We start from the raw sequence: 24785 nt of genomic DNA, 5'->3' as shown, positions 1-24785 counted from the left end.
TCGAACGAATGAACCGCACCATCAAGGAGGCGACCGTCAAACGCTTCCACTACGAAAACCACGACCAGTTGAGAACACACCTTGCCGACTTCATGGCAGCCTACAACTTCGCCCGCAGGCTCAAGACCCTCAGCGGGCTGACGCCTTACGAATACATCTGCAAGATCTGGACTTCAGAGCCAGATCGTTTCATCCTAAATCCGATCCACCAAATGCCGGGACTGAACACCTAGGCAAGCCGGGAAATTCCGCGTATCGAATCATCCATGCGTCGTCTCTGGCCCCTGTTCCGGCTGTCCTATGGGCAAAAGCTGTTCTTTGTTGCAACCGTTCCGCTGGTTCTGGCGGCGGCGGCGATTGCGCTTTTGGTCACGGCGCAGTCGCGGCAACTGGCCGACCGGGAGATTGCGGCACTTGAGGCGCAACTGATCAGCGCCAAGCGTGAAGAGCTGAAAAACTACATCTCCATCGCGCGCACGGCCTTCATCAACATCTACGGTCGCGCCGCCCCCGATGATGAAGCGGCCAAGCTTGCCGTGACCCGCATCCTGGCATCCATGCTTTATGGTCAGGACGGCTATTTCTATGTGTTCGACTATGACGGCAACAACCTTGTCGCGCCGCGCCAGACCTATCTGATCAACAAGAACTGGTCGGGTCTCGAAGATCTCAACGGCACCCCGATCACAGATGAGCTGATCCGCATCGCCCGCACCGGGGGTGGCTATCACAGCTTTGACTGGCCCAAACCCTCGACCCGTGAAACCGCGCGCATGGTCACCTATTCCATCGGGCTTCAGGACTGGCGCTGGGTGGTGGGCACCGGTGTGTTCATCGACGATGTTCTGGAGACCGTGGCCTCTGCGCGCGCCGATGTGGAGGCCCGCATCCGCGAGACATTTGTCTATATCGGCATCATCACCGGCGTGGCGCTTCTGGCGGTCTATCTGTCTGGGCTTGTTCTCAATATCCGCGAAAGACGGCTGGCCGATGCCAAGCTCAAGGCGCTGACCCAGCGGGTGCTCGACGCGCAGGAGGATGAGCGCGGCCGCATCGCGCGCGAACTGCATGACGGCATCAGCCAGATCCTCGTTGGCATCCGCTACGCGCTCGACATCACCAAACGCCGCATGGACAAAGGCGATGCCCGTGCCTCCGAGACGCTGGACAAGGGGATCGAGCACCTGTCCGGCGCCATTCAGGAGGTGCGCCGCATCAGCCGCGACCTGCGCCCAGGTGTGCTGGACGATCTTGGCCTTGGCCCCGCGCTGCGCACATTGGTCGAGGAATTCGGCCAGCGGACCGGCATCGAAACCCATTTCGAAACCGTGCCGTTCCGCAACCGGCTGGACGCCCATGCCAAGACCGCGCTTTACCGCATCGCGCAGGAGGCGCTGACCAATATCGAACGGCATTCCGGCGCGACCCGGATCGATGTGGAGGCGCGCGGCCACAAACAGGGCGCGACGCTGCGCATCTCGGACAATGGCTGCGGTTTTGCCCCCGATGACGGCGCGGGCGGGCTTGGCCTGCGCAATATGGCGGAGCGGGTCGAACAGCTTGACGGAACCTTGCGCGTGCTCTCTTCGCGCGGAACCGGCACCGTGATAGAAGTGGTTGTGCCCCTGTCGCGCATGCTGCCGCCCGAGACCGCCGACACAGACAGTACATCCGCCCAAGGAAAGGCAAGCGCATGACCAGAAAAACGCGCGTTGTGATTGTGGACGACCATCCGATGGTTGCCGAAGGTATCGAAGCGTTGCTCGACAGTTTCGATGATATCGAAGTGCTCGCCACGCTCTCCAATGGCCGCGAGATCGTCGATCAGGTGGGCGAATTGAACCCCGATGTGATCCTGCTTGATCTCAACATGCCCAATGTGGGCGGGTTGACCGCGACCGAGATGATCCTCGAACGTCGCCCGCAGACCCGCATTCTTATCCTGTCCATGCATGACAGCCCGGAATATATTTCCACCGCGCTGGGCCATGGCGCGATGGGCTATGTGCTCAAGGATGTGCCCACCGATGAGATCAAACACGCCATTGACGTGGTCATGACCGGCGAACGCTATCTCTGCGTCGGGGCCAAGGGGTCGCTGGAACCCTCACCGGGGCGCGAGCAACTGACCAACCGCGAACAGACGATCCTTTTGCAACTGGCGCAGGGCAAATCCAACAAGGAAGTGGCGCTTGCGCTGGATATCTCGGTACGCACGGTGGAAACCCACCGCAAGAACATCAAGCGCAAGCTTGGCATTTCCTCGACCGCCGGGCTGACCCGCTACGCCATGGAGCATGGCGTGTTGCAGGGCACCGGCGTGGCGTTCTGAGCCTTTGGTTCAGGCGGTTGCCGCCTCGGCCCGCATGACCCGCGTTCTGGGCCGGTCGGCATCGTCAAAACTTTCGCTGGTAAAGGCGAACAGCCGCAGACTGGCACTCCAGTAATCCTCCGGCAGGCCCGCCTTGCGTTTCAACGCCTTCAGGAAATCTGTCTTGGTCCCGATCTGGTCCCAGACCTGTGGCAAGAGCACGCCGCGATGCTTCCCATCCGTCAGGATCAGACCATGTGCGCCCTTGTCAAAGGCGCGGCGCGCGCTGGCATCGCTGGAAAAGCTCAGCTCTGCCGGGCGTGACAGTACCGAGATTTTGATATCCAGATGTGGTAACTCCTTTGCGGTGATCGGCTGAAAACGTTCATCGCGGAATCCGGCCCTGAGCGCATTGTCCACCACATCCTGCACCAAGGGCCGATGCGCCGCCATGGAGCCGATGCAACCGCGCAACCGTCCGTCGCGCTGCAAGGTCACGAAACTGGCTGCCACGGTATGCAGGCGCGGGGAAAAGCTGGACATGTCCAGCGTGGCGCTTGGCCGCCCATGACAGGCCAGATGCAGCACATGCCGCGCCGCCCGCAGCAGGTCGTGGCGATGGGCATCGCTCAGCACGGGTTCTGCCGGATCGCTGAACCGCCAGGCGCCATATCCGACAACCCGGTCGATATCGCCACTATGATGGCTCGAATTATACAGACCCAGCCGCAGCGCCCGCGCCCCGCGTCCGGACTTGGACGCAAGATACCCGGCAATCGCGCGGATGCCACAGGCATCGCTGGCGCGCATCGCGGCCAGATCACCCCGTTCGATGCGTGACGCGGTTTCCAGATCGCGCAGGCCGCCGGTTTTCAGATCATGGAAATGGCTCAGATCGCTGGACAGCACAAACAGCGTCGCCTCATCGGCCAGATGATCGACCAGCTCCGCCACACGCGGCACCGGGCAGTCGCCGATTACCACCGGCACCAGCCGCGCCTTGGGGTGCAGGTGATGCAGGAACGGCAATTGCGTTTCGATCCCGTGTTCGGCCTCATGCGCGGCGTCCAGTTCCGTCACCAGCCCTGCACCGATCAATTCCTTGCGCGCGCCCTTGTGCAGCGCCACCGAAAAGCCCGGCATGTCATACCCGTCCTGTGACGGCACGGCCATGCCGTCAAAGGCGTGTTTATGCGACGGTGACAGGATGACAACCCGGCGATAACTGTGCCCCGCGGTCTCGGTATGGGCCAGCGCGGCAATATCGGCGGAATAGGCATAGCCCGCATGCGGCGCGATGATCGTACGTGGTTTGGCCAAGGATGGCGGTGCCACCCGCTCGGCGCGCGCAAAAGCGGTCTGAACAGCCTTGGACAGTGCATCCGCCTCTGCCGGATAAAAACGACCGGCGGCAACCGGGACACGATGGATTTGCGTCATGGCATTTCCTTTCACTCGAACATGTAGGGGCACGCGGTCCCCCGCCTGCCCTTGCAAAACTGAGACACGCGTAACCGCAAAATGCGGCTGTTCTGCGGCCCCAAATGGACCGGTTTCCGGAATTCGCCCGGCCTTTTGTTCAATGCCTCCGCTTACGGGTCACGCGCACACGGCAGCCCATGCAGGGCCAAATCCGGTTCAAACCGCGCTGATTTCCGCGAATCCCCGCCCGCATTTACCGAAAATGTCGCCAGCACCGCCACACCCCGCAACTAATGCAAAGATTTCTTGCATTTCGGAGCATAAAAATCGGCCCCTTTTGCTTGACGCTCCCGAAAGCCTCGCCTAGTGTCTCGCCACGCTGAACTTGGGAAGCCACGATGACCAATCTTATCGTACTTGTAGGGAAATGGCGCATGGGCCGGTAACGGACACCATAACGGTACCCCATGCGCCCTCGGAAAACCGGGGGCTTTTTTATGCGGCGTGAGAGAAGAAGAGGATGACGTCATGAACGGAGCAAAGCGATGACACGTCAGATGACCGGAGCAAAAATGGTAGTCCAGGCCCTTAAGGATCAGGGCGTGGATACGGTATTCGGCTATCCGGGCGGCGCGGTGCTACCGATTTATGACGAGGTGTTCCAGCAAAACGAAATCCGCCATATCCTTGTGCGGCACGAACAGGGCGCGGTGCACGCGGCCGAAGGCTATGCGCGCGCCACCGGCAAACCGGGCGTTGTGTTGGTGACATCCGGCCCCGGCGCGACCAACGCGGTGACGGGATTGACCGATGCGCTGATGGATTCGATCCCGCTTGTCGTTCTGACCGGCCAGGTGCCGACATTCATGATCGGCTCGGACGCGTTTCAGGAGGCCGACACCGTGGGCATCACCCGCCCCTGCACCAAGATGAACTGGCTGGTAAAGGACACCAAAGACCTGTCCTCGACCATCCATGAGGGGTTCCATGTCGCCACCAAGGGCCGCCCCGGCCCGGTGCTGATCGATATCCCCAAGGATGTGCAGTTTGCCAGCGCGCAGTATACCCCCCCGGCCAAGGCCGATCTGGGCCATTACCAGCCCCGCGTCAAAGGCGATATGGACACCATCACCGAACTGGTCGAAGCGCTGGAAACGGCTGCGCGCCCGGTCTTCTACACGGGTGGCGGCGTGATCAATTCCGGCCCCGCAGCCAGCCAGCTTCTGCGTGAACTGGTGGAAGCCACCGGCATTCCGATCACTTCGACCCTGATGGGGCTCGGCGCCTACCCGGCCTCGGGCAAGCACTGGATCGGCATGCTGGGCATGCATGGTCTCTACGAGGCCAACCTGGCGATGCATGGCTGTGACCTGATGATCAATGTGGGCGCGCGGTTCGACGACCGGATCACCGGGCGGCTGGACGCGTTCAGCCCCAACAGCCGCAAGGCGCATATCGACATCGACCCGTCCTCTGTCAACAAGGTGATCCGCGTCGATATGCCGATCATCGGCGATGTGGCGCATGTTCTTGAAGATGTGCTCAAGGTCTGGAAAGCGCGCGGCCGCAAGGTCAACCGCGAGGGATTGCAGAAATGGTGGGCGCAGATTCAGGATTGGCGTGCGGTGGACTGCCTGAAGTTCAAGCAGGAAGGCCCCGGCATCAAACCGCAATATGCGCTGTCGCGGCTTGAGGCGCTGACCAAGGGCATGGACCGCTATGTCTGTACCGAGGTGGGTCAACACCAGATGTGGGCGGCGCAGTATCTGGGCTTTGAAGACCCCAACCGCTGGATGACCTCCGGCGGCCTCGGCACCATGGGCTATGGTTTCCCGGCCTCCATCGGCGTGCAGATCGCGCATCCCAAATCGCTGGTCATCAACGTGGCGGGCGAAGCGTCCTGGCTGATGAACATGCAGGAAATGGGCACCGCGGTGCAATATATGCTGCCCGTGAAACAGTTCATCCTGAACAACGAGCGCCTTGGCATGGTGCGCCAGTGGCAGGAATTGCTGCATGGCGAGCGTTATTCGCATAGCTGGTCCGAGGCGCTGCCCGATTTCGTCAAGCTGGCCGAGGCGTTTGGCGCCAAGGGCATCATCTGCAAGGACCCTGACAGCCTTGATGACGCGATCATGGAGATGATCGAATATGACGGGCCGGTGATCTTTGACTGCCTTGTCGAAAAGCACGAAAACTGCTTCCCGATGATCCCGTCGGGCGAGCCGCATAACAAGATGCTGCTGGGTGAAGCCTCGACCAAGGATGCCATCGGCGCCAAGGGCGCGGTGATGGTGTGATGAGCCTGCGGTGCGCCGGGACGGCGCACCCTACTAACCCGCGTAGGGTGCGCATTCACTGCGCACCGTATTCAAGGAAAAGAACATGTCTGCTCTAAAGATCAAAAAAGGCTCTTCCAAACATTCCGCCTATAACCTGCGTCCGAATTTTTCCGATGTGCAGGAAACTCATACGCTGGCCGTGATCGTCGACAACGAACCTGGCGTTCTGGCCCGTGTGATCGGGCTGTTTTCCGGTCGGGGCTACAATATCGACAGCCTGACCGTGGCCGAGGTGGACCATACCGGCCATCTCAGCCGCATCACTATCGTCACCACCGGCACGCCGCAGGTGATCGAACAGATCAAGGCGCAGCTGGGCCGCATTGTTCCCGTGCATGAAGTGCATGACCTGACGGTCGAGGGCGCCACGGTCGAGCGGGAGCTGGCGCTGATCAAGGTCGCGGGCAAAGGTGATGAACGGGTCGAGGCGCTGCGCCTGGCGGATGTGTTCCGCGCCAATGTCGTGGACAGCACATTGGAAAGCTTTGTGTTCCAGATCACCGGCGCACCGGAAAAGGTGGACGCCTTTGCCGACCTGATGCGGCCTCTTGGTCTTGTCGAAGTGGCGCGTACCGGCGTCGCCGCGATCAGCCGCGGCGCATAAACAGACTTCGCGATCAGCCGCGGCACGTTCTGGCCTGTCGCGGGGGCCTGTAATTGCGTGCCATGGCCGCGCGCAGCTCTTCTCCCAGCTGTGCCACGCATGAAAACGCCCCCCTCGTTGCCGAGGGGGGCGGCCCACACCCATAACCGATGTCGCGTCCCTCGGGAGGGTGAGGACTCCCGGAGCGCGATGCGGCTGCTAGGCTGTTACGTGAGTGGCCATCGGCGTGTACCAGTCCTCTTTCTTGCGGAAAGGCACAACGTTATCCGTCGAACCCTGCTCTGATTGCTCAGATCTGTTTGCACAGCGATCAAGCTGGCGGGCAATCTCGGGCGCCGCATCCTGACACAGCAGCGTCGGGTTGGTGACCCGGCGCAATTGCCGCTCCTCTCGAAGCTCGAATTCAATAAGATCGCCGGCGTCGAGTGACACGCCATTCATCCCATCGTGATCCGGTTCGACATAATAGGCCAGGTGTCCCTGGTCTTCGCACCAAACGACCGCTTTCCGGTCATCCGGGTTGCTCCAGAGTACAACGCCGCACATGCGCCTAAGTGACATCGTATTCACCTTTATTGCGTCCCAACGGCTTTAATGTGGCACAAATTGCGATCTTGCGAATGTGCTGCTGAGCGCAGCAAGGGTTGTAATTTGTGCCAGCTTTGGGCAAACCTGTACCTAATCCGCGTCTTGTGTCGCTAACTAGCATCAAATCTGGTCCCGACCGACCGGTTTCGTGAGTTGTCAGCGGAGAATTGAACTGGAATGTGAACCCTAACACCTCAAGGTGGCAAACTGTGTCAAAATCCGCAAACGCCGGTCGCAAGGCCAGTAAATCCCCCGCCGAACTGCGCGCCATGTTTGGCGCGAATCTCAAACATTTGTGCCGCGACGCTCACGCTCAGTCGATTTCGGCCCTGTGCCGCGATCTCGGGATCAACCGCACCCAATTCAACCGCTACCTGAGCGGCGAGAGCTTTCCGCGCCCCGATGTTCTGCATCGCATTTGCAGCTTCTTTGACGTGGATGCGCGTATTCTTCTCGAACCGGTGAGCGAAATCGCGACAACCTCGGGCTTTGTCATGCAGCACCCGGAGCTGGCCGGATTTCTGGGCCCGCAGATCACCGAGATTTCCGAGGATCTGCTGCCCACTGGCTTTTTCCGCTTTATCCGCCGCTCCTTCATGGATCAGCAGAAATTCGTCGAGGCGCTGGTCTATGTCTATCGCAAAGGGGACTTCACCTTTATCCGCGGCCACGAGGCACGCGAAGCCATGACGCGCGTCGGCCTGCCGGAAAGCCCCCGTCAACGGGAATTCGGCGGCTTTTTCTTCAAACAGGAACGCGGGGTTGCTGCCATTGTTGCGCGGCGCGGGGCCACGACCGGGTCCTTCACCTTTATCCACCGGGTGCCATCGCTGTCGAACAACCTGTGGACCGGCTACACCGCGCGCATCACCCATGAGAGCGAGAACTCGCACAGGATGACGCGCATTGTCTGGGAACATCTGGGCCGGGGGATGAACCCTGCCCTGCGCGTGGCCCGGAATGCCGGTTTCCGCAGCTACAGCCAGCTGTCCGAGAGCGATCAGGAATTGCTGCGCCCGGACAAGCCCTTTGCGTAACGACGGGGCGCCGCATCATGTCGCCTTGAGACAAGAGCGGTCGCGCGCGAACCTTCACGCAGCGTGAAATTGTGTCAGGAAAGCTCATCCGCGAACCCGTGCGAGGAGTGTTCCCATGACCAAAGTGACCGATCTGTCATCCGTCCGCCGCCCTCTGGCCGAAGCCAACGGCCTGCCCAATGCGCATTACACCGATCCCGAGGTCTTTGCCGAGGAACGTAACGCGCTGATCTTTTCGCAATGGGCGGGGCTTGCCGTGGCCTCTGATGTGCCGGAAGCCGGCGATGCCAAGCCGATCACCTTTCTCGGCATGCCGCTGCTGCTTCTGCGCGGCAAGGATGACACGGTCCGCGTGTTCCAGAATATCTGCCGTCACCGCGGCATGATCCTTGTCGAAGAGGCCCGCAAGATCGAAGGCGCGATCCGCTGCCCCTACCATTCGTGGTGCTATGGCAGCGACGGGCGGCTCGTCTCGACCCCGCATGTGGGCGGCCCCGGCCAGAACACACATGACGCCATCAAGCGCAACGAACTGGGCCTGATCGAAGTGCGCAGCCATATCTGGCGCGACGTGGTCTGGATCAACGTGTCCGGCGACGCCCCCGCCTTTGAAGACGCGATGCGCCCGGTCATGGAACGCTGGGCCGAGTTTGAAAAGCCGCTCTATCACGGCGGGTTCGACAGCGTCTTTTCGCTGGAAGTGAACACCAACTGGAAGCTGGCGGTGGAAAACTACTGCGAAAGCTATCACCTGCCCTGGGTCCATCCGGGTCTGAATTCCTATTCCCGTCTGGAAGACCATTACAATATCGAAGAGCCGGGCCAGTTCTCGGGTCAGGGCACGCTGGTCTATCGCCAGGTCACCAATGAAAACGGCGAACCTTTCCCGGATTTCGAGGGGCTGTCGAACAAGTGGGACACCGCCGCGGAATATATCTCGGTCTTTCCCAACGTGCTGCTGGGCGTGCATCGTGACCATGCCTTTGCCATCGTTCTGGTGCCCGAAGGCCCCGAAAAGACGGTCGAGAACATCCACCTCTATTACGCCCGGCCCGACACCGACAGCGGGCTGCGCCAGCGCAACACCCAGCTTTGGAAAACCGTGTTCGAGGAAGACATCTTTGTCGTCGAAGGCATGCAGCGCGGTCGTCATGCCACCGGCTTTGACGGCGGGCGGTTCAGCCCGGCCATGGACGGGCCGACCCATATCTTCCACGACTGGGTGGCAAGCAAGGTCGAAACCTGGCGCGCAAGCGCAAAGGCGGCGGAATGAGCGCGCTGGACACGCGCCTGCTGGACGCCCATGCGCGTGACGATCGGCAGGCGCTGATCTCGCTCTATGAGGAAGCGGCAGAGGTGGCCAACCGCGAAGAGGCGCGCAGCTTTTACCTGACCCATGCCTATATCTATGCGCTTGAGGCAGGGGCACCGCACGCACGCGCCCTGCATGCGCGGCTGGTGTCGATGGGGCGGGAAAGCTAAGCCGCCCCGCAGCACCGCAACGCCGGGTGGTTAGCTGCCCGGCTCCTGATAGACGCCCTGCTCTTTCAGCGCGTCGATCACCTCGCGCGGCATATAGGTCTCGTCATGCTTGGCAAGGATCTCGGTCGCCTCGAACACGCCATCCACATAGGTCCCGGTGCCCACCATGCCCTCATTCTCGGCAAAGAGGTCGGGCAGGATGCCCTGATAGCGTACAGGCACCACGGCATTGCCATCGGTCACGCGGAACTCGACCTTGTTATCCGCGCCCTGCCTGAGCGAGCCTTCCTCGACCAGCCCGCCGATGCGGAACACTTCCGAGGCCGAGGGCGGCTCCGTCACCACCTGTGTGGGCGAGCGGAAGAAATTGATGCCGTCGCGCATCGCATAGCCGATCAGCGCAGTAGACAGCACCAGCGCGACCACGGCCACGGCAATCACTTGAATGCGGCGCTGTTTCTTGAGGTTTTTCATCGCGGCCTCCTGTTTACGGGAAGAGCGGCGCCAGCATCAGGCCGGCGGTTTCCTCGATCCCCAACATAAGATTGGCATTCTGCAGCGCTTGTCCAGAGGAGCCCTTGGTCAAATTATCAAGTGCGACAATAACAATCGCCCGCCCGTCGATCCGGTCCCCGGTCACGCCCACATGCACAAAGTTCGATCCGCGCACATTATGGGTGCTGGGGGTCTGGCCCATGGGCAGCAGCTCGATAAACGGCTCATCGGCATAGGCCGTGGCAAAGGTCTTGTGAATCTCCGCCGCATCTCCGCTCACATAAACAGTGGCAAGGATGCCCCGGTTCGCCGGGATCAGATGCGGGGTGAACTGCACCCGGACCTGACGCCCCGCGATCTTCGAGAACTCCTGATCGAACTCGCCCAGATGCCGGTGTGTGCCACCCACCGCATAGGCGTTGTAGCCCTCGGAAAGCTCCGCATGCAGCAGGTTTTCCTTGAGCGACCGCCCTGCCCCGGACACCGCGCATTTCAGGTCGAGGATAATGTCATCCAGCCCGATCACCCCCGCCGCAATCAACGGCCGCAGCGCAAACTGCCCGGTGGCCGCGTTGCAGCCCGTGCCCGCCACGAGCCGCGCGCTGGCAATCTCATCACGGTAGAACTCGGTAAGGCCATAGACCGCCTCGCCCTGCATCTCGACGGCGGCATGGGCGTTGCCATACCATTTCTCGTATTCCGCCGGGTCGCGCAGCCGGAAATCGGCGCTGAGGTCGACGATCTTCAGATCTTTCGGCAGGTCGCGGATCACTTCCTGGCTGGTCTTGTGCGGAAGGGCACAGAAACACAGGTCCACATTTGCGAAATCAATCTCGCCAATGGTCACCAGTTTCGGCAGGTCCAGATGGCGCAGATGCGGGAACACATCGGCCATCTCCATGCCCGCCTTGCGTTCCGCGGCCAGCGCCACGATCTGCATCTCTGGATGGGTGGCGATCAGCCGGACAAGTTCCGCGCCGGTGTAGCCGGACGCACCAAGGATTGCGATTTTCTTCATGGTCTTCCCTTTCAGGGGTCGGGCGCACAGGGCCCGGAATTTCAACGTCGATCAGGCTTTCACAAACTCGATCCGTCGTCGGAGAAACTGCGTCGCCCCGTTGGACACCTTGGCCGGGTCGCCGGTGGTCAGGAACATCGACTCCGTGCCGCTGCCATACATGTTGGGATGGCGCGTCAGGTAATCGGCCAGGCTTTCGGCGACCAGATTGGCCTGCGAATAGACCTCGACCTCCGCCCCCAGCGCATCCTGAAACACGTCCTGCATGAGCGGATAATGCGTGCAGCCAAGGATCGCGGCCTCGGGGTTGGGCATCTTGCGCTTGAGCGCGTCCACATGGGACCGCACCAACGCCTCGGCAAGGATCAGGTCGCCGTCTTCAATGGCATCCACAACGCCGCCACAGGCCTGCGCCTCGACATCCACACCGATGGCGCGGAACGCCAGTTCGCGCTGAAACGCGCGGGAGGACACGGTGGCGGGCGTTGCAAACAGCGCCACATGCTTTACCGCCACTTCGCGCGGCGGAGAGTTGTCCCCCCATTGCCGTTCCGTGAGCGCCTCGATCAGCGGCACGAACACGCCCAGCACCCGCTTTTCACGCGGAATCCAGCTTTCCTGCATCCGCCGCAGCGCCGCCGCAGACGCGGTGTTACAGGCTAGGATCACCAGATCACAGCCAGCCTCCCAAAGCCGCGACACGCCCTTGGTGGTGAGATCATAGATATCATCGGCATCGCGCACCCCATAAGGCGCATGGGCCGAGTCGGCGTAATAGGCCAAGGGCATATCCGGCAGCCGTTTTGCCACCGCGTCCAGCACCGTGAGCCCGCCCAGCCCACTATCGAAAATTCCAACTGCCATAGGCTCTTACGACTTGCGCCGCTCCTCGAACTCGAAGCCGTAATCATACGTCTTCAATGGTATTGGAGACAGGTCATACGTCGCTTTGCGCAGGAAATCCATCATTGCGCGACTGTCTTTTGCACGCGCGTCCAATTCGGCACGATCAATCGGCGCGCCAATGACCACCCGCACGGGCGTATCGACCCGTTTGCGGAACTCCTTGATCAGCAGCCCCATGCGCAGCGTGACATGTAAATGACTGGCAAGCTGGAACAATCTGGACGTATGGCCATCAAAATAGATCGGCACCACCGTGGCATTCGATTTCGCCACCATGCGCGCCGTGAATGTACGCCAGCCCGGGTCCATCGGCTTGGAAAACGGCTTGGCCGCCGTCGACACCGTGCCGCCCGGAAAGATGCCAATCGCCCCGCCCGCATCGAGATAGCGCAGCGCCTCCTTGCGGGTTTCCAGGTTTTCCTTCACCGCCTCTTTCGATTCCTCGAAATTGACCGGCAGGATGATCTGGTCCAGCTCCTTGGCCTTGCGGAAGATGCGATGCGCCAGAATGCGGAAATCGCCCCGCACCACCGACAGGATATGGCCCATCATCAACCCATCGAGAATACCGTAAGGGTGGTTCGCAATGAGGATCAGCGGGCCGTCCGTGGGGATATTGTCCAGCGCCCCGCCCATGACCTCAAGCTGCAGCCCGTAGCGTTCCACCATGACCTGCCAGAAATCGCGCCCCTGCGCGACCTCTTCCTCATAGCCCTTGGCGCGTTTGATGAGGCTCACGCGTCCGGTGGCGTTTTCCATGAGCCGGATCATCGCCCGCCCGCCGCGGGTTTCGGCGGAATAGGCGTAAGAAATATCGCGTGCAGCGTGCCGTTGGCTGGGCATCGGGCGGGTCCTCTGAAAGTCGATGCTCTTTATGACGGTTGGAGTTTATAATCCAGAGGATGTGACGGGACTGTGACATGACGGCCCGGAGGTGAAGCGCTGGCGCGAAACAACGGCGAAGCCGCCGCGCATCGCCAGACCGCCCCCCGGGCTGGCGATTTGTTGACGTCAGCGTCTCGTTCAGAGGTCAATCGGATGTGGCGAACATAAAGTGCCTCGCGCAAGCGTTGGATCGCCATCCCACGGTCTGACGCCGCGCGGCTCATCCCCCAGCCAACACCTCCTTGTACATCTCCGACGCCGCGTCCTCGCCCAGGTCCACATCCGCCAAGGCCACAACCGAACCCTTGGCCACATCCCGCACCATCCGCACCCCATGGGCCAGCCCGATGGGCAACGCGTTGCCCGCCACCGCCACGGGCAGCGCCTTGCCCCAGACGGTGTAGCCGCCTTCGCCATCCAGCATCTCACCCGCCTTCAGGTTCTTCTTGGCCACGCTCGCCACCGTCCCGCGCATCTCGCGCGCCTGCCCCGTGGGTTCCCCGCGCAACGCCGCGCTGAGCACCGAGACGGACAATTCCAACCCGATCAGGTGAAAGGGTTTGTACATCGACGCAAAGCGCCCGGTGGCATCGGTGGGCAACCCATATTGCGCGAAACAGGCCGCGGCATAATCATTGGGTGCCTCGATCACCACATACACGCCCCAGCGCAGATCGCGGAACACCGGGCGACCATCGCGTTCCAGAGACGAGATCGTCTCGACCATGCCGCGTCCTTCCAATACGCCACCCAGATCGCGGGGCCGCAGAACATGGGACAGGTCATCGACACCGCAGGCCGGGAAGCCCAGCCCGCCTGACGGCACATCCAGCCCGCAGGCATTGGCAATCGCCACCATCTCGATCGCGCTCTTGGTGCCATCGAGGAACGAGTTGAACATCTGCGGGTTCATACCGGCCTTGGCCGCCTCTTCAGGCGTCAACCCGTAATGCGCCCAGACATCATCCGGCGTCACCTGATGATAGGCAGGCAGGTATTTCGTGCCCTTGCCTGCTGCCGTCACGGTGAACCCTGTGGCGCGCGCCCAATCGACCATCTCGGCCACCAGCGCGGGCTGATCGCCATAGGCCATGGAATAGACCACGCCAGCCGCCCGCGCCCGTTGCGCCAAAACCGGCCCGACCATGGCGTCGGCCTCGACATTGACCATGACCACATGTTTGCCCGCCTCAAACGCGGCCAGCGCGTTGCTGATGCCTGCGCGCGGATTGCCGGTGGCCTCGATCACCACCTCCACATCGTCGCGCGCGGTGAGCGCCGCGCCATCCTCTACAAAGGCGGTCGCGGCGATGCGTTCCTCGTCCCACCCCACGGCGCGGCAGGCATTCATCGCCTTTTCCGGATCCAGATCGGCGATTGCCGTGACCTCAAGCCCGGCAATCGTCGGCACTTGGCTAAGGAACATCGAGCCGAATTTGCCCGCCCCGATCAGTCCCACGCGTACCGGTGTGGCGCGTTCCGCCGCCAGCCTTGCAAGGTTCATGTCCTGTCCTCCCTTTTCAAGAGATTAGGACATCACTCAGCCGCCTTGGCAAGCGTCGGTCCGCCGTCGCGGATCACCGACAATAACTCTTCGCGCCGCTTCGCCGCCTTGGCCTCGTTCGCCGCCTTGACCGGGCCAAAGCCGCGAATGTCGAGCGGTAGGCGCGCCAGCGCGATGATGGGGTCGCGGGTCGCGGCATCCAGCTTGGGCAAAACCTCGTCCAGATCGCGTTCATATTGCTTGATCAGCGCGCGTTCCATCTTGCGCTCGGCACTGTAGCCAAAGGGATCAAACGGCGTGCCGCGCAGCCCCTTGAGTTTGGACAACAGCTTCATCAGCCGCAGCATCCTCTCGCCATAGGTTTTCTTGACCGGGCGGCCATCGGGGCCCTCCTTGCTCAACAGAGGCGGTGCAAGGTGGAAACTCATCTTGAAATCGCCCTCAAAGGTTTCAGCCGCTTTCTCGCGGCTGTCGAGCATGAGCCGCGCGACCTCGTATTCATCCTTGTAAGCCAAGAGCTTGTGATACCCCAGCGCCACCGCTTCGCGCAGGCCCTCATCCTCGATGGCCTCCACCCGTTTCAGGTAGCGGTTGGCCAGCCGCTTGCCCTGATAGGCGCGCAGATGATCGGCGCGGAAGGCGATGCGCTCGGCCAGTGTCTTGGGCATCTCCACGACCGCGTCATGCACGACCATCTCTGCCGCGTCCGCCGGATGCAGCACCGCCCAGCGACCCACGTCAAAGGCGCGCAGGTTGCGCTCCACCGCCTGACCGTTCAGCTTGATCGCCTGAACAATCGCGTCGCGGCTCAGCGGCACAAGCCCGCGCTGCCACGCCGCGCCAAAGATCATCATGTTGGAATAGATCGAATCCCCCATGACCACGCGGGACAGTTCCGTGGCATCGAACAGGCTCAACCGCTCCTGAAGCCGCGCTTCAAGAGCCAGTTCCAACCTGTCGGATGGTATGGAAAATTTTGTATCGCGGGTGAAATCCCCGGTGATGATCTCATGGCTGTTGACCACCGCGCCCGAGCGTCCCGGACGCAGCAGACCCAGTGTCTTGGCCCCGGCGGACACCACCAGATCGCCGCCGATCAGCGCGTCGCATTCTCCGGTGGCCACGCGGATCGCCGAGATGTCCCCGGGCCGCTCCGCCAGACGGCAATGCACCAGCACCGCGCCACCCTTTTGCGCAAGGCCCGCCATCTCCATCATGCCGGCACCCTTACCGTCGATCTGCGCCGCCTGTGCCATCACCGCACCGATGGTCACAACGCCGGTGCCGCCCACACCAGTCACCACCACATTCCATGTCCCGTCAATGGCGGGCAGGTCCGGTTCGGGCAGGTGCGGCAGGTCCAACTCGCGGGTCGCGCCTTTCTTGACCGTGGCACCCTCCAGCGTGAGGAACGACGGGCAAAACCCTTTCAGGCAAGAGAAATCCTTGTTACAGGCGGATTGGTCAATCGCCCGTTTGCGGCCCAGTTCGGTTTCCTCGGGCACGATGGCGATGCAGTTCGACTGCACCCCGCAATCGCCGCAGCCTTCACAGATATCGGTGTTGATGAACACCCGCTTGTCCGGGTCCGGGAAGGTCCCACGCTTGCGCCGCCGCCGCTTTTCCGCCGCGCAGGTCTGGATATAGACGATGGCGGAGACGCCGGGAATGTCGCGGCAGCGCTCCTGCACCGCCTGCATTTCCGATCTTTCATGCAATTCAACGCCTTGCGGGAAAGACTTCAGGTCAACATCTTCCTTTTCATCATAGACCGCAAAGACATGTTCCACCCCCATGGCGCGCAGTTCCCGGGCGATCTTCTGCGGGGTCAATCCGCCTTCATTGGGCTGCCCGCCAGTCATGGCTACGGCGTCATTATAGAGGATCTTGTAGGTGATATTGGTGCCCGCCGCCAAAGCCGCCCGGATCGCCAGCGTGCCGGAATGGTTATAGGTGCCATCGCCCAGGTTCTGGAACACGTGGTCACGTTTGGAAAACGGCGCTTCCCCGATCCAGTTCGCCCCCTCGGCCCCCATATGCGTTGATCCGATGGTGCTGCGATCCATCCATTGCGCCATGTAGTGACAGCCAATCCCGGCATAGGCACGGGAGCCTTCAGGCAGTTTGGTCGAGCTGTTATGCGGGCAACCGGCACAGAAATACGGGAGCCGTGCGGCGATTTCCTCGGCATTGTCGCCCGCGCGCGCGGCCTGCAATTCGGCCAATCCTTCGCGGATGCCATCGGTGCCGCGCCCCTCTTCGATGAGGATTTCGCCCAGTTTCTCGGCAATCCAGATCGGGTCCAGCGCGCCGCGCGTCGGGAACAGCTCTTCGCGATGCATGCTGCCCGCGCCGCCCTTGTACCAGCCATAGACGCGCCGCCCGCGCCGGTCATCGAAAATGGCTTCCTTGACCTGCACCTCGATCAGCTTGCGCTTTTCCTCGACAATCACGATCAGGTCCAGACCTTCAGCCCAGTCGTGAAAGCCCTTCATATCCAACGGAAATGTCTGACCGACCTTGTAGGTGGTGATGCCCAGTCGCTCGGCCTCGTCTTCGGTGATGTTGAGCAGGCTCATCGCATGGGTCAGGTCGAGCCAGTTCTTGCCCGCCGCGACAAACCCGATCTTGGCGCCGGGCTTGCCCCAGACGCGTTTGTCCATCTTGTTGGCATGGGAAAACGCCTCGGCAGCGAAGCGTTTGTAGTCGATCATGCGGGCTTCCTGCTCATGCGGCCCCGTCAGCAAGTCGCGCGTGGTCTCTGCCAGCCGGATGTTCAACCCGCCCGGAGGCATGTCGAACGCGGGCGTAACAAAGCTCAGTCGATGCGGATCGCCATCCACCACCGCCGTGGTCTCGATCGTGTCCTTCATGGTCTTGAGCCCCACCCAGAGCCCGGAAAACCGCGACAGGGCAAAGGCATAGAGCCCGTAATCAAGGATTTCCTGCACACCTGCGGGGCTGACCACGGGCATATAGGCATCGACCAGCGCCCATTCGCTCTGATGCAGCACGGTGGAGCTTTCGCCGGTATGGTCATCGCCCATGGCCATGATCACGCCGCCCAGCGGCGAGGTGCCTGCCATATTGGCGTGGCGCATGGCGTCGCCCGAGCGGTCCACGCCCGGCCCCTTGCCGTACCACAGACCAAAGACACCGTCATATTTGCCCTCGCCGCGCAGCTCGGCCTGCTGGCTGCCCCAGAGCGCCGTGGCGGCAAGGTCCTCGTTCAGGCCGGGATTGAAGAGCACATCGCTCTCGGCCAGCCATTTGGCGGCGCGGGTCATCTGGATATCGACCCCGCCAAGCGGTGATCCGCGATAGCCCGTGACGTAACCGGCGGTGTTGTGCCCGGCTTTTACGTCGCGGGCCTTTTGCGCCAGCATCAACCGCACAAGCGCCTGGGTCCCGTTCAAAAGGACCGGCGATTTCGTCAGGTCGAACCTGTCATTCAGGGAAATCTGTTGCTCGCTCATGACCCCTCCCAAGGCTGATGTGCTGTTATTCATCATAGCTCAACATTAGGTCATAATTACTGACCTTGCGAGGGAAAATTTACGTGACTTCCCCGTGTTAGCGCTAGAACGACATGTTACAGGTTTTTCTTGCATTTCGCGCGAACACCCATCACGAAAGTTATCAATATGGATTGGGACAAGCTCAGAATATTTCATGCGGTGGCCGATGCGGGCAGCCTCACCCATGCCGGTGACGTGCTGCATCTGTCGCAATCGGCGGTCAGCCGGCAGATTCGCGCGCTCGAAGAAAGCCTCAACACCACGCTCTTTCACCGTCATGCGCGGGGACTGATTCTTACCGAACAGGGGGAATTGCTGTTTGACGCCACATCAGCGATGGCAAAACGGCTCGATGCGGCCTCGGCGCGCATCCGCGACAGTGAAGAAGAAGTGTTTGGAGAATTGCGCGTCACCACGACCACCGGTTTCGGGTCGCTCTGGCTGGCGCCGCGCCTGCCCAAGCTTTATGAAAAATACCCCGACCTCAATATTGACCTGATGCTGGAAGAACGCGTGCTTGACCTGCCCATGCGCGAGGCGGATGTCGCCATTCGCATGAAGGAACCCAGCCAGGCCGACCTGGTGCGCAAGCGGCTCATGGCCGTTCATATGCGGCTCTATGCAACGCCGGAATATCTCGCGGAGAACGGCACGCCGGAAACGCTTGACGATCTGGCGGGGCACCGGCTGATCTGTCAGAACACCACCTCGACGCAAGTGGGGGCCGGGCAGAGCTTTGTGCAGATGCTGCTCACCTATGACGTGCGCAACACACTGACCGTAAACAACTATTTCGGGGTATTGCAGGCGGTCATCAGCAATCTGGGTATCGGCGTCCTGCCCGATTACGTGACCGAGGATTTTCCCGGCGTGACCCGCGTGCTCGAAGAGATCGAGAGTAATGAAGTGCCGGTCTTCCTTGCATTTCCCGAAGAACTCAGGCAATCAAAGCGCATCGCTGCTTTCCGCGATTTCGTACAGGAAGAGATCATCGCCCATCGCCGGTTGATACGGGAAAAAAGCTGAAATCATCATCACCACCGGGATGACCGCACATTTTTCACGCGAAAAATGCAGGTTGAAAAGTGAGGCATGCGTGCAACGCATAGCGGCCATGCTGCATGTGCGGCATTATTGTTCTTGATCGACTCAAACCTGCCGATTATTTCATCCTCATGGAGATTGATTGCGCATCGCGCTCATCTTCATACCTCCCTGTTGGACTTCGGCCGAGCTTAGTGCTCGGCCTTTTTTTTGGCGAAACGGTTGCGCGGCCTTCTCCCTATGCGTGAAAGAGCCGCCCATACCCATCGTGATGGCACGCCACTCCGGCCCGCCGCATGAGGTCCCAGGCCAGCACCTGATTGCTCGACAAGACCGGTTTGCCGATCTCGGCCTCGATCTCGGCGATCACGTCCAGCGTACGCAGGTTCGTGCAGCTCATGAACAAAGCATCCGCCTCACCATCGGCCATCAACGCCCGCGCTGCCGCCTTGATCGACCCGCCGTCGATGCGCGCCACGCGGGTTTCCTCGGCCTCGTCGAATGTGCCGAAAACCGGCGTTTCCACCCCGTCCTGCGCCAGCACATTGCGCAAGTGCGATGACACCGCCTCGACATAGGGCGACAGAAAGGCCAGCCGCGTAATGCCCAGATGGTGACATGCCGCCAGCAGCGCGCTGAGCGGTTCGGTCACTGCCTCGGTCTGGCAGCCCGATTTGACCAGTTCCGCCACCCGACGCGCCCCGATCACCGATGTGCCCGAGGTGCAGCCATAGCCTACCGCATCAAACCGCACCGGGCGCGGCAGCAATCCGGCAGCGCGCGGCATCTCGGCCTCCATCTCGGCAAGGCTGTCGGTGGACACTTCTGCCCCGCTGGGAATGCGCGAGGTATAGAGCGCCACACCACGTTCGGGCAGCAGCCTGCGGAAATCATGTTCCAGCGTCTCATCCGATTGAAGGACGATCACGCCCAGCGTCGCCTGTTCCCCGATGGGCGGACCAAGCGTGAAATCGAAAACCCGTGTCATCTTTCAAATCTCCGGCAATCTGTCGAGGACCTTGGGCGACAGCTGTTCCGCGCCCGTCTCGGTCACCACGATCACGTCCTCATGTACCATGATCCCGCCCCCGGGCAGCGCCACACCGGGCTCCAGCGTCAGCACCATACCCGGCTCCAGCATTGTGTCGTCCCCGGCGATGAAAGACGGTCCCTCGGTCAACTGCATCCCCAGCCCATGCCCCAGCCGCCCGGCATCGCCACCACCGACAATGGCGTCCATGGCGCGGAACACGTCACAGGCCCGCGCACCGGGCTGTGCCGCGTCGAACCCGGCCTGCGTGGCCCGCATGAGCGTCTCCCAGGCGCGATGCGCGGCGTCGTCGACCGGACCGACCGCGTAGTTGCGGTCATAATCGCAGAAATACCCGTCCCGCACGAGGCCGGTATCCAGCATCAGCACATCGCCGCGCGTCAGCGGCGTTTCGCTGGCCGGGGAAATTACATCGTCATAACCCAATGGCCCCGCGCCACCGGCCAGATAGGGCACCCAATCCGCGCCTTCCTCAAGGCAGAGCCGCTGGAAATCGCGGAACACCTGGCTCAGCGGCGCGCCCGCGCCCGCAATCCCACCCACCCGGTCAAAGGCGCGCCCCGCAATGGCGCAGGCGGTGCGGATTTTGTCGATCTCGGCCGCGGACTTCACCATGCGTAAGCGGCGCATAATGCCGTGATCATGGGTGATCTCAACCGCGCCCCGGACCCTATCGAAATCCGCCAGCGGCATGCGCAGATGGGTTTCATGGCCCATCGGGACGCCCACCGGCCCCGCCGCTACTTCGCGCAGCGTGTCGATCAACAGCGAAACGCCATCATCGACCAGATCAGGTGCCGACCATGTGCGGATATCCTCCACCCATGTCTTGCCCATCAACGCCGCCCCGATCGAGGGGATCACCGCCACCGGCTTGCCGTGACGCGGCACGATCAGGAACCAGGGCCGCGAGGGACTTTCCCAGAACCGGGTGAGATAGCCGGTGAAATAACGGACCTCGGGTTCCGTGGTCAGAAGCAGCGCCTCCAGCCCGGCCCGCTCCATGAGTGCCTGCGCGCGGCTGAGCCGGCCCTCGTATTCGGCAACCGGAAAGCCGCGACTCACGCCTCGGCCTCTTCGCTGAGGATGCAGAGCACGCGGGCCCCGGCGGGAAGCGTGTCCAACAGTGCCGCAGCGACACCCGCGCCGCCCGATGTGGTGGTCGCCAGCCCGGCGCCCGCCAGTACGGGCAGTGCCGCCTGCGCTTCCTCCTCGGAGATCAGTGCAAAGGCATCCGCGTCCCGCGACAACCCCGCAAGCGCGATCATCGACGGCGTCTTGCAATCGAGCCGCCCCATATCGGAGACCGGCCCTTCGGTATCAACCACCCGGCCCGCGCGAATGCTTTCATAAAGCGCGGGCGCGGCGTCCGGCTCGACCACGATGATGCGCGGCGCGTTACCCCAGATCTTGCGGAAATAGGCAGCACAGGCCCCGGCCAGCCCGCCAACCCCGGCCTGCAGGTAGATATGCGTGGGCGTCTCCCCCACCTGCTCCGCCGCCTCGGCGGCCATGGCAAGGTAGCCCTCCATCAACCGATGCGGCAGGTCCATGTAGCCGGGCCAGGAACTGTCCGAGAGCAGCGTCCAGCCATTGTCCGCGGCCGCCTGTTGCGCCGCCTCCATGCTGGCCTCGTAATCCGCGCCCGCGCGCACCACCTCGGCCCCCTTGGCGCGCAGCCGCTCGGCAAAGCCCTCTGGCACCGTGTCCGACAGGTAGATCACCGCCCGCGCGCCGAACACTTTCGCACCCGCCGCGACGGACAGCCCATGATTGCCCGCGCTCGCGGTCACATAACAGCGCCCGTTGAGTGTGGCGGACAAATCCCCGGCCCCGGTCGCCACCGCCTCATGGGCGATCACGTAAGCCGCGCCAAGCGCCTTGAACGAACCCAGCCCCATGCGGGTGCGCTCATCCTTGACCCAGACCCGCTCCACGCCGACCCGTTCGGCCAGCGCTGTCGCGTCTACCAGCAGCGTCTCGCCCGCTGCCGGGCATTGTGCCAGCAGTGCGCGCACGGTCTCGGCATCGGTGCTGGGCAAAGGCGTGTCGGGCAGGTCGATCCCCTGCCCGCGCCATGGATTTTCCAGAGTTTGCATACTCCCTCCCCGGGATCTGTTTTCGCCACAGAAACCGGAAAGGGAGGCTCGGTCAATAGACGCGCACGATTACTCTGCCGCGATGGCGGTCTCGCCCTGTGTGGTCTCGAAGCGCGACCATTTCAGATCGCCGTCATAGCGCCAGGCCAGACGCCCCTGATCGCCCATGGCAATCAGATGCAGCCAGCGATTGTCGAACAGCGCCCGCACCTGCGGGTGACGTTCGAGGATATCGGTCATCGCCTCGCGCGGGGCCTCGATCACCACCGAGAGCCGCAGCGGATCATGCTGAAACCCCTCGCCGTCATGCACCGACTGCCAGGGCAGGCCGGGACGCAGGGAACCGCCATTGCCCTCCAGCACGCCGATACCACCGGCCACGTTATGCAACAGCTTGTTGCCGCCGCCAAACAGCGTGGGCGCCACGGTCGAGCCGTAATATTGCAGGCTGATCCAGCTGGCCACCACCACCGGCGCGGTCATGATCAGCTCCAGCACGCCAAAGCCTTCATCCGCCTGCCAATCGTAATTGTGCAGGAAGGTCTGCCCCGACAGGCCCGTGCCCTCGGTCCGCGCGCGCGGCGCGGCGATAAAGGCGCGGCAGCCCGCCAGCCCCCATTCCGGGCGCAGTTCGGCCCAGTCCTGCGCACGGCGGGTGATGTCATCTCCGCCCTGTGCGCGAGGCAGACGGGCGGCACGCTCGGACCGTGCCAGCGCGCCCGCCGCCTTGAGCCAGCCCTTGAGCCGGGACAGGCCCGCCGTCCAGTCGCCCGCAGGCAGGTCCTGTTCATAGAGCGTGACCTGATCAGTGGTCGTGTGATGCAGCGCGGGCAGGAACACGGTGTCCTTGGGGATGTCGATGCCGGTATCGCGCAGCCCGGCGCGCACCTCGGGGTCATTCAACAGACCCGCCAGAAGCCGCGCATTCACATCCCCCGCATAGCCCCCGCAGGCGCCGCATTGCAGCGCGCTTTCATGGGGGTTGTTGGTCACATCCGCGCCGTGGCCCGCCAGCATGACGATGGGCGCAAACCCCTTGGTCAGCGACATGGCCCCCAGCACGGCCTTGGCCGTTTTCACCCGGTCGGCCAGCCCGATTGCCGGGTCCAGCTGCGGTGCGGGGTCCTGGGCGTGTTTGCCACTGATCCCCAGCGCATCGCGCAGAAGCTTGCCCGCATAGACCGGGCCGGTTGCTTCGACAAAGGCAAAAGAGGACACTGCGGCCAGCTTGAACCGGCCCCAGGCGCGTTTGGCCCGCGCGGCGTAACGCCGATCCAGGTCAGCCTGTTCCGGCTCGGCGGCTTTGGAGCACACCCCCGCCTGCAACAGCACCGGGCCGCGTGCCTCGGTCACGTCCGAGCCTGCCGCCTTATGCGCGCTGGCAAGGCCAAAGAACCCGGCAAAGCCGATGGTCTCGATGCCTGCGTCCTGCGCCTCCAGCGCGCGGCGGAACACCTCGGAGCGCACGTCGATGCAGAACGCCGCCTGCACATCGGCGCGTTTATTGGCCCGGCGCGGTTTCGCGCCTGTGACGATGCCTGCAAGCTTGCGCTGTGCGGCGCGTTCGCCGGCCTCCTGCAACACCGCGTCGATGACCAGATCGCGGGTGGGCGTGACCGGGGTTTCATGCGTGGCAACCACATCGGCCCAGCGTTCGGCGATCTGCTCTTTGTACAGACCGTAAAGCGCCTCGTCATAGACCATGCGGATGGCCAGAAGCTCGGTCACGGTCTTGTCATGCCCGCCATTCAATTCGGCCTGCCACAGCAGGTAACGGGCATATTGCGCCCAACCGCCCAGCCGCATCAGCCAGGTGTGAAACGCGGTCCCGGCGGCCTCGGTCGAGACGCCCATGGTCTCGCAGGCGCGGCCAATGGCGCGCCAATGCGACCGGTTGGTGCCCGCCACAAAGGATGCAAAGCCGCTAAGCCCGTGGATTTCCGGCGTCAGGTCACGGCTGGCAAACTCACGCCACGCGGCAAAGGTGCCGCCCGCGCGGCTGGGTTGCCAGAGCGCCTGTCCCTGATCGAAATGGCTGGCGGCAAAGGCACCGATGCGCTCTTCGATCAGACCGGGCCAGTTGATGCCCGAGACCTCGGCGGCCAGCTCCGCCACCGTGGGCAGGCCCTCGGGCAAAGTGCCTTCGGTCATCAGCGCGGCGGTCACATCGTCCAGCGTGGGCCGGTCAAAGGGGCCGTCCACCGCATCGAGCGCAGCCCGGATGTCATCCTCGGTGATCTCGCCTGCATCCAGTTTCTCGGCCCAATGGGCGCGCTCCGGCGTGACCCGCTGGCCCGAGACCCGTGCCAGACGCGCGGCGGTCACGGGCAGCGGCTCTTCGCTCTGACCCAGGAAGGGATTGACCGCGACGCTGGAGGACAGCGGAAAGAGCGGCGGGATGGCGCGTGCGGCGCTGTCAGCCTCGGCAACCAGTTCCAGAAGGGCGGCGGGATAGGTTTCCAGTTTCATGAACATGTCG

The 24785-nt window shown here is 62.5% G+C and carries 21 protein-coding genes; 9 read left to right on the top strand and 12 right to left on the bottom strand.

Features of this window, described 5'->3' with window-relative positions:
- The 3 genes from PGB28_RS17110 to PGB28_RS17100 all read left to right on the top strand — a co-directional run.
- The coding region (locus PGB28_RS17110) for an IS3 family transposase (RefSeq protein ID WP_271422744.1) at positions 1-233 on the top strand (233 nt) is incomplete at its 5' end.
- Positions 234-266: 33 nt separating this feature from the next.
- Positions 267-1697, top strand: coding sequence for a cache domain-containing protein (locus PGB28_RS17105; RefSeq protein ID WP_271422743.1), 1431 nt, complete (start codon positions 267-269; stop codon positions 1695-1697).
- Positions 1694-2332 (top strand): response regulator transcription factor, encoded by a 639-nt coding sequence (locus tag PGB28_RS17100; protein WP_271422742.1) that lies wholly within the window; start codon positions 1694-1696, stop codon positions 2330-2332. Before PGB28_RS17105 ends, PGB28_RS17100 begins: the two co-directional genes overlap by 4 nt.
- A gap of 9 nt (positions 2333-2341) precedes the next feature.
- On the opposite strand, the gene amrB is transcribed toward PGB28_RS17100, so the two are convergent.
- Positions 2342-3751 (bottom strand): AmmeMemoRadiSam system protein B, encoded by a 1410-nt coding sequence (gene amrB, locus PGB28_RS17095; RefSeq protein ID WP_271422741.1) that lies wholly within the window; start codon positions 3749-3751, stop codon positions 2342-2344.
- Between the two features lie 527 nt (positions 3752-4278).
- Between amrB and PGB28_RS17090 the strand changes: the two genes are divergently transcribed.
- Both PGB28_RS17090 and ilvN read left to right on the top strand, forming a co-directional pair.
- Entirely contained in the window at positions 4279-6033 is a 1755-nt protein-coding gene (locus tag PGB28_RS17090; RefSeq protein WP_271422740.1) for an acetolactate synthase 3 large subunit, read from the top strand.
- 85 nt (positions 6034-6118) lie between these two features.
- The gene (gene ilvN / locus PGB28_RS17085) at positions 6119-6679 is read left to right on the top strand and encodes an acetolactate synthase small subunit (protein WP_271422739.1); all 561 of its coding nucleotides are present in this window, start codon (positions 6119-6121) and stop codon (positions 6677-6679) included.
- A gap of 198 nt (positions 6680-6877) precedes the next feature.
- Here ilvN and PGB28_RS17080 read toward each other — a convergent pair whose 3' ends face one another.
- Positions 6878-7240, bottom strand: a complete 363-nt coding sequence (locus PGB28_RS17080; RefSeq protein ID WP_271422738.1) for a hypothetical protein — start codon at positions 7238-7240, stop codon at positions 6878-6880.
- A gap of 236 nt (positions 7241-7476) precedes the next feature.
- Between PGB28_RS17080 and PGB28_RS17075 the strand changes: the two genes are divergently transcribed.
- The 3 genes from PGB28_RS17075 (at position 7477) to PGB28_RS17065 (ending at position 9786) form a co-directional block, all read left to right on the top strand.
- Entirely contained in the window at positions 7477-8304 is an 828-nt protein-coding gene (locus PGB28_RS17075; RefSeq protein WP_271422737.1) for a helix-turn-helix domain-containing protein, read from the top strand.
- Positions 8305-8419: 115 nt separating this feature from the next.
- Positions 8420-9577, top strand: a complete 1158-nt coding sequence (locus tag PGB28_RS17070; RefSeq protein WP_271422736.1) for an aromatic ring-hydroxylating oxygenase subunit alpha — start codon at positions 8420-8422, stop codon at positions 9575-9577.
- Positions 9574-9786: a hypothetical protein gene (locus PGB28_RS17065; protein WP_271422735.1), complete on the top strand. Its 213-nt coding sequence runs from the start codon at positions 9574-9576 to the stop codon at positions 9784-9786. Before PGB28_RS17070 ends, PGB28_RS17065 begins: the two co-directional genes overlap by 4 nt.
- A 30-nt stretch (positions 9787-9816) precedes the next feature.
- Here PGB28_RS17065 and ccmE read toward each other — a convergent pair whose 3' ends face one another.
- The 6 genes from ccmE to PGB28_RS17035 form a co-directional block, all read right to left on the bottom strand.
- Positions 9817-10260, bottom strand: a complete 444-nt coding sequence (ccmE, locus tag PGB28_RS17060) for a cytochrome c maturation protein CcmE (RefSeq protein WP_271422734.1) — start codon at positions 10258-10260, stop codon at positions 9817-9819.
- Between the two features lie 13 nt (positions 10261-10273).
- Positions 10274-11299: an N-acetyl-gamma-glutamyl-phosphate reductase gene (gene argC, locus PGB28_RS17055; protein WP_271422733.1), complete on the bottom strand. Its 1026-nt coding sequence runs from the start codon at positions 11297-11299 to the stop codon at positions 10274-10276.
- Positions 11300-11350: 51 nt separating this feature from the next.
- Positions 11351-12163: a glutamate racemase gene (locus PGB28_RS17050; RefSeq protein ID WP_271422732.1), complete on the bottom strand. Its 813-nt coding sequence runs from the start codon at positions 12161-12163 to the stop codon at positions 11351-11353.
- Positions 12164-12169: 6 nt separating this feature from the next.
- Positions 12170-13048, bottom strand: coding sequence for a lysophospholipid acyltransferase family protein (locus tag PGB28_RS17045; RefSeq protein WP_271422731.1), 879 nt, complete (start codon positions 13046-13048; stop codon positions 12170-12172).
- Positions 13049-13310: 262 nt separating this feature from the next.
- On the bottom strand, positions 13311-14594 hold the full coding sequence (locus PGB28_RS17040; RefSeq protein ID WP_271422730.1) for an NAD(P)H-dependent oxidoreductase: 1284 nt from the start codon (positions 14592-14594) through the stop codon (positions 13311-13313).
- A gap of 32 nt (positions 14595-14626) precedes the next feature.
- Entirely contained in the window at positions 14627-18070 is a 3444-nt protein-coding gene (locus PGB28_RS17035) for an indolepyruvate ferredoxin oxidoreductase family protein (protein ID WP_271422729.1), read from the bottom strand.
- A gap of 168 nt (positions 18071-18238) precedes the next feature.
- Here PGB28_RS17035 and PGB28_RS17030 point away from each other — a divergent pair, with 168 nt between their 5' ends.
- On the top strand, positions 18239-19138 hold the full coding sequence (locus PGB28_RS17030; RefSeq protein ID WP_271422728.1) for a LysR family transcriptional regulator: 900 nt from the start codon (positions 18239-18241) through the stop codon (positions 19136-19138).
- Between the two features lie 256 nt (positions 19139-19394).
- On the opposite strand, the gene PGB28_RS17025 is transcribed toward PGB28_RS17030, so the two are convergent.
- The 4 genes from PGB28_RS17025 to PGB28_RS17010 form a co-directional block, all read right to left on the bottom strand.
- Positions 19395-20144: a maleate cis-trans isomerase family protein gene (locus tag PGB28_RS17025; protein ID WP_271422727.1), complete on the bottom strand. Its 750-nt coding sequence runs from the start codon at positions 20142-20144 to the stop codon at positions 19395-19397.
- A gap of 3 nt (positions 20145-20147) precedes the next feature.
- Entirely contained in the window at positions 20148-21272 is a 1125-nt protein-coding gene (locus tag PGB28_RS17020; protein ID WP_271422726.1) for a M24 family metallopeptidase, read from the bottom strand.
- On the bottom strand, positions 21269-22306 hold the full coding sequence (locus PGB28_RS17015; protein WP_271422725.1) for a pyridoxal-phosphate dependent enzyme: 1038 nt from the start codon (positions 22304-22306) through the stop codon (positions 21269-21271). Before PGB28_RS17015 ends, PGB28_RS17020 begins: the two co-directional genes overlap by 4 nt.
- A 69-nt stretch (positions 22307-22375) precedes the next feature.
- Positions 22376-24781 (bottom strand): YbcC family protein, encoded by a 2406-nt coding sequence (locus tag PGB28_RS17010; protein WP_271422724.1) that lies wholly within the window; start codon positions 24779-24781, stop codon positions 22376-22378.
- Positions 24782-24785 lie beyond the last annotated feature (4 nt).

The sequence above is a fragment of the Primorskyibacter aestuariivivens genome (assembly GCF_028023675.1).
GTDB lineage: Bacteria > Pseudomonadota > Alphaproteobacteria > Rhodobacterales > Rhodobacteraceae > Marinovum > Marinovum aestuariivivens.
Note: the sequence above shows the minus strand (reverse complement) of the source record. Positions and strands in the feature narration are given on the sequence as shown.